This is a genomic window from Nocardia sp. NPDC059180 (assembly GCF_042754945.1).
Classification (GTDB): Bacteria; Actinomycetota; Actinomycetes; order Mycobacteriales; family Mycobacteriaceae; genus Nocardia.
The window spans coordinates 1,319,666-1,327,122 of the sequence record NZ_JBHZBU010000001.1 but is presented as its reverse complement, the minus strand read 5'-3'; the positions used below and the strand labels follow the sequence as shown (position 1 = coordinate 1,327,122).

Sequence of the window (7,457 nt, the reverse complement as noted above, 5' to 3'; positions counted from 1 at the left end):
GCCGCGACCATGAACATCTGCCCGCCGGGAGTGGCGAGCAGCGGGGCCGAGGCCACCATCGTGGTCAGGTATTTGGCGATGATCGCGGTCAGCTCGGCACCGCCGACGGCGACCGAGGTCGCCGCGCCCGCCAGCACCGTCTTCTCATTGGCGCTCTGGGTGGCGAGTTCGGCGCCGTCGCTCTGCGCGTCGGCGGCCTTGCCGGCGGCACTGGTGGCGCCCATGCCCTGCCAGATCGTCATCACGGCCTGTAGCGCGGAGGTGCCCAACTGCATCGCGGTGGTCAGGGCGGTGTTCACCGCCTGGAAGACCTGCATCGGATCGGGTCCGCCGCCCGGCGGGGGTGTGAGCATTCCGGTGCCGAAGCTGCTGGCCAGATCGGTCAGCGGCCGGGCAAGTGCGGCGATGTCGATCACCGGCATCGGTGGAAACTCGGGCAGCGGCGGGATCTCGGACAGGTCCGGCAGCGGCGGCAGGCCCATATCCGCGAGGATGTCGTTCACCGGACGGTCGATGTAGGGCGCGAGCGCGCTGCCGCGCAGCAGATCGACGACGGTGGGGTCTAGCTCCGGATTCATTGCAGTGGCGCGGTGGCCGCACCCAGTTCGGCGATCGCGGCGGCATCGGAAGCCTCGTACGCCGCGGCACTCTGATGGGCGGTCACTGCCGTCGCGGCGTGGACGCCGGCCAGTTCCATGACCGAGGACAGATGGTTGCCCTGCGCGAGGGCGTAGGACAGCAGGAACTCTTGCCCGATCAGGCCGAAGACGGGAGCCGCGACGGCCATGGTCGCCGCTTGGTCGGCACTGCCCGCGGTGGCCACGCTCGTCGCCATCGCCGCTGCCGCGTCGCCGTATCGGCGGATCGCGTCAGGTGTTGCTACGAGATCGCTCATCGTTCTCCCCGATCCGGTGCTGCTGGATGTTCAGCGCGAATCCCCCACCGAGAGAGAAAGCCTCGGTGTGAGCTGTCGCGAAAAACTATGCCCGGCGGGGGTGAACGTGACGTGTCTACCCGGCGACTTCTTCGTTGAACGACATGACGATTTCGGCGCGCCGGGCAAAAGCCGCACTGGCCGCCGCTGCGGCGGTAGCTACCAGCCGCTGTTCGAACTCGGAGGGGGTGAGTTCCGAGATCGCCGTGGTGAACTGGAGATTCACCAGCGAGCCGTTGCCGTCGACCTCGACAGTCACACCACCGTCCGGCGCGGTTTCGCTTGCGCGGACCGCAGCCATGTCTTCGGTGAGATCGCGCATGCGATACAACCGGCGACGAACGCTGGCTTCCAGCTCGTCCATAGATTCAAACACGAGGCGAGTTCCCTTCCCGCGCAGTTCTTCCCACTGATGGAAATCAGCAGCTCAGACCGAGCGCAGCCAGCTGGCCGGCTCGGTGTCGTAGTCCTGCTCGTCGGCCATCTCCTGATCGGCCACCTCGGCGGCTGTCGGCAGGCCCATCAGCGCGAGCATGTCCTCGGTCATGCCCGCTTGCTCCAGCTGCGCCCGACGCGCGAGCCCGGCCCGGCTTGCTGCTTGTTTGCACAGCCGCAATACTTCCGCCGCGAGTGCGGTGGGATCGCCGCGCAACTCGGAGCGTTCGATCGAAACACCTACCGGTAGACCCTGTTCGGTAGTACGCACCGTGATCGCGCCCGTGCGCGAAGTCGCGGCCCATTCGGCCGGACCCTCCTGCTCACTCATCGCCACATCCCTTCTCGATCGTGTGCAGACCTGCGGCGGCTCGCACCGCACTCACGCGCGCTCGTCCTTGATCGCCCGGATCACCGCGGCGACCCTGGTGTTGATCGTGTTCGTCAGATGTTTTCGATCGGCAGGCCTGGCCATCGGCGGTGTCTCATCACCGATGACGTAGCGGCCGTCGTCTTCGAGATCACGCCAGCGCAGCCGGTGTTTGGTGATGCCGCGGGGGCCGAAGATCGAAAAGCCCTGCACCACATCGATGGTTCCGTAGCTCGGCGCAGGCGTCGCCAAGAACGCAGCGCCGCGCTGGGCGATGGAATCGTCGAACGAGTCGTGGACGGCGGAGCCACCGTAGGAGTGGTCGAGCTCGTCGCCGGGACGCTCGGCGGGCAACACCACATCGCGCTGCCTGCCCGGCTTCGCCTCCGGCATCTCGGCGACCACGGCATGCGCCAGACCGACCGCCTCGTATTCGGTGACGGTGAAGCCGCCACTGTGCCAGTAACTTTCGCCAGGCAGCTGCTTCAGCAGGTATCCGTTGTTCTGGCTGCGGACACCGATCAGCCGCACCAGGCTCTTCGGTTCGCGTGGCTCTCGTCCGTCGCCCCCGTTGACCACGATCCGCAGATCCGGATCGGCGATTGTGGCCAGCACCGAGTCGAACGAGCTACCGAGCCTGCGACGCAGTTCCTCCTGCGCCGCCAGCAGCTCGGCCTTGAATCGTTCGGGATCTTCGGTGCGTCCGGTGTAGTACAGCGGGAACGGCAGCCCGCCGCGCCGCAGCGACTTCCACAGCACGAAGAACTCGGTATCGCTGAATTCCCAGGTTCGGTTCATTTCTCCACAACAGGTTTGGCCACCACCGGTGCGTCGCCCAGTGCCTCTTCGATGTGCTCGGCAGAGTCGAGGTAGTCGGCTCGCTTGTGTTCCTTGCCGCCCTGCTGGCCGCCGCCCGCGCCCGCACCCGCGGGCCCCATACCGCCGGGGGTACCGGGAGCTCCCGCCATCGGCGCCAAGCCCGCACCGCGCATGGCCCCGGCCGCCGCGCCGGTGACCGACGCGCGGGGGAACAGTTTCGAGGCCTGGGTCTGCGCGGGTTCCTTCGGCAGTCCGCCGAGCGCACCGGCACCGCCGCCTGCGCCACCGCCGCCCATGCCCTTGCCGCCGCCGAGTCCACCCTTCAGGTTCGGCAGGTCCTTGCCCAATGCGGACAGCGCCCCGGGTAATCCGCCGAGACCGGCCTGCTGCATGCCCTGCTGCATTGCCTGTTGAGCCGCCTGAAGCCCCTGCTGAGCGGCTTGCTGCGCCTGTTGCAGACCCTGCTGGAGTGCCTGCTGGGCTTGTTGCCCGGCCTGCTGAGCGGCTTGCTGCTGGGCCCGCTGGGCGGCCTGCTGCTGGGCGAGTTCCTGCTGCTGGCGCAGCTCGGCGGCCTGACGTTGGGCATCGGCGTCGGCCTTGGCCTGCATCGCCTCCACGTCGCGTTGCTGCTGGGCGAGGGCCTGTTGGTCCTTGGCGAACTTGGCAAGGTCGGCCTGCTGCTGGGCGGCGGCGCCACCACCACCGCCGGTCCCGCCGCCACCGCCGCCGTTTCCGCCGCCATTGTTTCCGTTGTTGTTGTTGCCGTTGTTGTTGTTGCCGTTATCGCCGGGAGGTATTTCCACCACATCCGACGGCTTGGGCAGGATCGGAATCGCGGTGGCACACGCGGTGATCCCTGGGTCGTACCAGTTCTCGTAGACCTGCTTGGCCAGCTCGAGCTGGGCGTGCTCCTGATCGTCCGGGGTGTAGGCCACGCTCTTGTCCGGCATGCCGTAGACGGTGTTCGCGGTCCAGCCGGACGCGTTCACCAGGTTGTCGCCGAGTTGCTGCATCGCCGTCAGCAGCGGGCCGCTCTTGTTCGTGTACATCCGGATCGCCTTGGCGGCACTGTCGGCGCCGGTGCCCTTCCACCGCTCCGACTCCACCAATCCGAGGATGCTCTGGTCGAAGTTCGAGAATCCGGACTTCAGTTGCAGTTTCATCCGCATCCAGTCACCGCCGGCCACGGCGATGAATGCGGGCTTGCCGCGGATCTGGTCGCCGAGCCACCAGAGCTGGTTGAAGTTGAGGGTCTGCGCGGGTGGGACTGTCACCGCGAAACCCTGCGAGCCTTCACTACCGGCCAGATCGAGCAGACTGTCGGGCAGCCCGCCGTACTTCTTGTCCTTGTCCTCGTAGTTGCCGAGGTTGGGGATGTCGGGCGAGATGTCCACCCACCGACCGTCGTACATCTCTTCTTGCTCGACGTGCTTGATCAGGTCGCCTGCGTTGGCGGAGCGCACCATGCTGTCGAAGTGGCCTTTACCGTCCAGGTCGGTGCCTTCGTACAGCTTTCCCGCGATGACGAAGGACTCGCCGAGATCGGTCGCGACGCGCTTGTGTTCCTTCATGACCTCGTCACGGAACTCCGCCGCCACCTCGGCGAACTTGTCGGCCAGGCGTACCGCACCCGGAAAATGCCCGAGACCTTCGATCTTCAGGATGTCATCGAGACTGCCGGTCACGACGTTGAACACGTCGAGCAGATCTGCGCAGTAGCCCGCGGCATCCTCGGCGACGTCCTTGGTGAACACCAGCCCACCGTTGCCCGCCTGACCGCGCAGGTCGCCCCATGGGTTGTTCTCTCCGGCCATCGCCCTCAGCTCCTTCCCACTCGGCGCCGGTCACGATGCCCGACCGGCTCCGCCCCGTCGTGCGGCAACCACCTCGCGGGCGCCGACGATTCCACGCTGATTTCACGGTGCGTGATCATCCCGTGGAGAAACTGAACGGCAGGTAGCCGTGCGATGAATCATGTTCGGGCGGTGCGTTTGCGCTGGTAGGTCAGTAGTCGGCCGAACGGTGCCGTTGCTGGAAGCGCTGCTCGAACTCGGCGATATAGCGAGTGGGCGCGGTGGAGGAGGTGGACTGCTCCAGCACGCCGTCGTCGGCCAGATAGAAGATGGTGCGCCCGATCGCGAGTTCCCCATCGGGCGCGGGCACGTACACCATCCAGCCGCCGCTGATCCGCTCGGCGACCAGATCTTGTGGCGGATAACCGGCGGCATCGAGCCCTGCGCCGACGATATGTCCGCTCACCCGCGCGATCGCCTGCTCCTGCGGCATCGGTTCCGGCAGCAGCAAGGCGACACCGGCCAGGGTGAGCTGGTAAAAGGCGCCATCGATATCGAATTCGGCGTCGTCGCCGAAGACTTCGACCAGCGTGTCCCTGGTCGCCACACCGACCTCGGCCGCCGACAGCAACGCCGATACCGCACGTCGCTGCGGTTCCTCCGGTTCCGCGGTCACCAATCGCAGCACGACGTCCACGACGGTTCCGAAGCTCCAGAAACCCGGTACGGCCGCGGCGATTCCGTCGGCGCCCGGCGATTCCCCGCGGTACCAGGTGCCGCCCTCCCACCAGTAGCAGAACGAGAGCAGCCCGCTGGATGCGCGCGGGTTCAGCACCGGGTTGGCCACCCATTCGGGAGCACCCGCGTACACCTGCGGCAGCTGTGCGTCCCCGTTGTAGGCGGCGTCGAGTTCGGGGGCGTTCCACACGCCACCGGAGAGCACCGCGCGCCCGCCCGCCAACGCGTACAGGGTCGCGCCGCTGCGTCGCGAACCCTCGAACATGCCGAGCGCGGGCAGGATTCGCGGGCCCCACTCCGAGCCGGCCGCCACGAACGCGGCCGACAGCACCGCCCAGCGCGCCCACATCAACGGGAATTCCGGGAGGTCGTTGCCGGACTGCACACCGCGCCGATCTTGCGCACGATCTGCCCGCGCCTGCACCGCCGCGTCGCGCGGCGATCGGAACTGCCTGCCCGCATGGGTCAGATAGGCGGCCAACCAGACCGGTAGCGATTCGCGTGGGTAGGACTGGAGATCGGCGGCGTAGGCCTCCGGTGGGAACAGCTGGTCGTCGGGGAAGGGCTCGTCGCCGTAGTCGTAATCGACCTCCAGCTCACCGGCGGTGGTCAACGTAAGGGTCAGGCGCCACCAAGGGCCGTCACCGAGTTCGGCGGAGATGTGGCGTTGTCCGCGAACCAGATCCAGGATCTCGGCCGAAGGTTGAACCGGGACCGGCTGCTGATTCTCATCCGCGAAGACGACGTGACCCATTTCCATCGCGGTGGTCATCGCGAACCGGGCGGTGAGCCGCTGCCAGCCCTGCGGGGCCGCCGCCGCGAGGTCGCGGGCGACCTGATGGATCAGCTGCGCGGCACGCTCGTCGGGGTCGGTCGGCGGTTCGTCGAGACTGAATCCGATATCCGGATCTGGGGTGACGATGGCGTCGGGAGCGAGGATCTGTTCGTCGGCCGGTCCGGTCTCATCGGCTGGATTGGTCACGTCGCGGCACTCTCCTCGTCTGCGCACCCGAAGGCCGGGTCTGTCGAAGCGGTCATATCACCGCCGAGGAAACGACTCCGGAACCTGCGGTGACGTCCGGGCGGCGCGGCCACTGGAATCGGCAGGTCAGGACTGACGGCGCAAGCCGAGCGCGGGCAGGTCCAGCGCGCGGTTGCCTGCGTTCTCGTTCCAGGCCACATACGCAAGATCGGCGACTGCGGCGACCCCGAAACCGTCACGAAGCCCGGTGACGACCATCGACGTCAGCTGCCGATACCGCGCCGAAGACAGCGGCCACGGCCATTCGACCCACCAGTTGTGGCCGTGATCGGCGTCCGGCGCATACCAGCCTGCCTCCGCGATCAGCTGCTCACCGGTAGGCCCCGCCTTCGCGGCGGGCTCGAGCCAGTGGTCGCCGACCAGCTCGGCCCACAGCTCGTCGTCGAGCTGACGGAACTGCGCGTACCGCGACGCGGGGCCGGGCTCGATGATCTTCACCACCGCCCCGGCGGGCAGATCGGCCAACTCCTCGGCCAGGCCCTCGGCGAATTCCGTCCACCCGGTCACAGCAGGCCCGGTTCCTCGAGTTCGGCTTTGTGGTCGTCGTCGGCGAGTTCGGCGTTGGACACCAGCGTCAGCAGCACCGAAACCGCCATATCCTGCAGGACCAGCGTGGACTCCGTACCGGCCCAGCGGATCTGGGGGAACTCGCCCGGGATTCGTGCAGTCGGTTCACCGAGAGCGCCGGTGAGGGCATCGGTCATGGCGGCGAAGGCGTCGCGGGTGCGGGCACGGTCGCTGTCGTCGGCGAACTCGGTCACCCGGACCTCGATCGCCACGGCCTTGTCGTCTCGACCGCGGATCTCGCCGCTGCCCATACCGAACCCGGTGTCGAGCATGACCCAATCCGGTTCGCTCAGCACCACCCGCCAGCCGAACCCGTCGGCCAGCCCCGGCCCATCGGCCACCTGCCAGGACCACTCGAGCGATCGCAGTCGCGTGGCCAGATCGGTGACCTCGTCGTCGGTCAACGCGCGCCATTCCGTCATGTGCTCACCCTAAGTCTGTCGTCGGTAGTTGCCCGCCACCTTCAGCGGCCGGACCTGCGCTTTTCCAGTTCCTCGATCTTGCGGGCCACCGCCTCTTTGCGCTCGCGGGCGTTGGTACCGTCGAGCTGCCCGGCGAAGGCCGTGCGCGCCGCGTCGACCAGCTCGCCGGGAACCTGCGGGTAGGCGCGGGCGATCGCCCACAGGCTCTCCTCGGTCTTCATATCGAGGCCGGTGGCGGTGCGCAGACCACCACCGCCGCACACCGAAGTGAGCATCTCGTCGAAATTGGCACGTAGCTCATCGTCGGTCGGATGATCCGCACGCATGATGGCCTCCT

9 protein-coding genes and 1 pseudogene are annotated in these 7,457 nt (G+C 67.5%); all 10 read right to left on the bottom strand.

Annotation, left to right across the window (positions count from 1 at the left end; genetic code table 11):
• Positions 1-578 (bottom strand): annotated as a pseudogene (locus ACFXNW_RS06065) (hypothetical protein); the annotation flags it as partial.
• A complete protein-coding gene (locus ACFXNW_RS06060; protein ID WP_379416209.1) occupies positions 575-895 on the bottom strand; it encodes a type VII secretion target in 321 nt (106 codons plus the stop codon). The pseudogene ACFXNW_RS06065 and the gene ACFXNW_RS06060, both read right to left, overlap by 4 nt.
• A gap of 115 nt (positions 896-1,010) precedes the next feature.
• Entirely contained in the window at positions 1,011-1,310 is a 300-nt protein-coding gene (locus tag ACFXNW_RS06055; RefSeq protein WP_379416208.1) for a YbaB/EbfC family nucleoid-associated protein, read from the bottom strand.
• Positions 1,311-1,361: 51 nt separating this feature from the next.
• Positions 1,362-1,700, bottom strand: a complete 339-nt coding sequence (locus tag ACFXNW_RS06050) for a hypothetical protein (RefSeq protein ID WP_379416206.1) — start codon at positions 1,698-1,700, stop codon at positions 1,362-1,364.
• A 51-nt stretch (positions 1,701-1,751) separates the two neighbouring features.
• The gene (locus ACFXNW_RS06045) at positions 1,752-2,537 is read right to left on the bottom strand and encodes an ESX secretion-associated protein EspG (RefSeq protein ID WP_379416204.1); all 786 of its coding nucleotides are present in this window, start codon (positions 2,535-2,537) and stop codon (positions 1,752-1,754) included.
• Positions 2,534-4,372, bottom strand: a complete 1,839-nt coding sequence (locus ACFXNW_RS06040) for a hypothetical protein (RefSeq protein WP_379416203.1) — start codon at positions 4,370-4,372, stop codon at positions 2,534-2,536. Before ACFXNW_RS06040 ends, ACFXNW_RS06045 begins: the two co-directional genes overlap by 4 nt.
• A gap of 190 nt (positions 4,373-4,562) precedes the next feature.
• Positions 4,563-6,071 carry a hypothetical protein gene (locus tag ACFXNW_RS06035; protein WP_379416201.1) on the bottom strand — a complete coding sequence of 503 codons (1,509 nt, stop codon included), beginning with the start codon at positions 6,069-6,071 and terminating at the stop codon, positions 4,563-4,565.
• Positions 6,072-6,197: 126 nt separating this feature from the next.
• Positions 6,198-6,638: a hypothetical protein gene (locus tag ACFXNW_RS06030; protein ID WP_379416200.1), complete on the bottom strand. Its 441-nt coding sequence runs from the start codon at positions 6,636-6,638 to the stop codon at positions 6,198-6,200.
• Positions 6,635-7,120 carry a DUF6301 family protein gene (locus tag ACFXNW_RS06025; protein WP_379416199.1) on the bottom strand — a complete coding sequence of 162 codons (486 nt, stop codon included), beginning with the start codon at positions 7,118-7,120 and terminating at the stop codon, positions 6,635-6,637. The genes ACFXNW_RS06030 and ACFXNW_RS06025 overlap by 4 nt, the downstream gene beginning before the upstream one ends.
• 41 nt (positions 7,121-7,161) lie before the next feature.
• Positions 7,162-7,446: a hypothetical protein gene (locus tag ACFXNW_RS06020; RefSeq protein ID WP_379416198.1), complete on the bottom strand. Its 285-nt coding sequence runs from the start codon at positions 7,444-7,446 to the stop codon at positions 7,162-7,164.
• Positions 7,447-7,457: the final 11 nt, after the last annotated feature.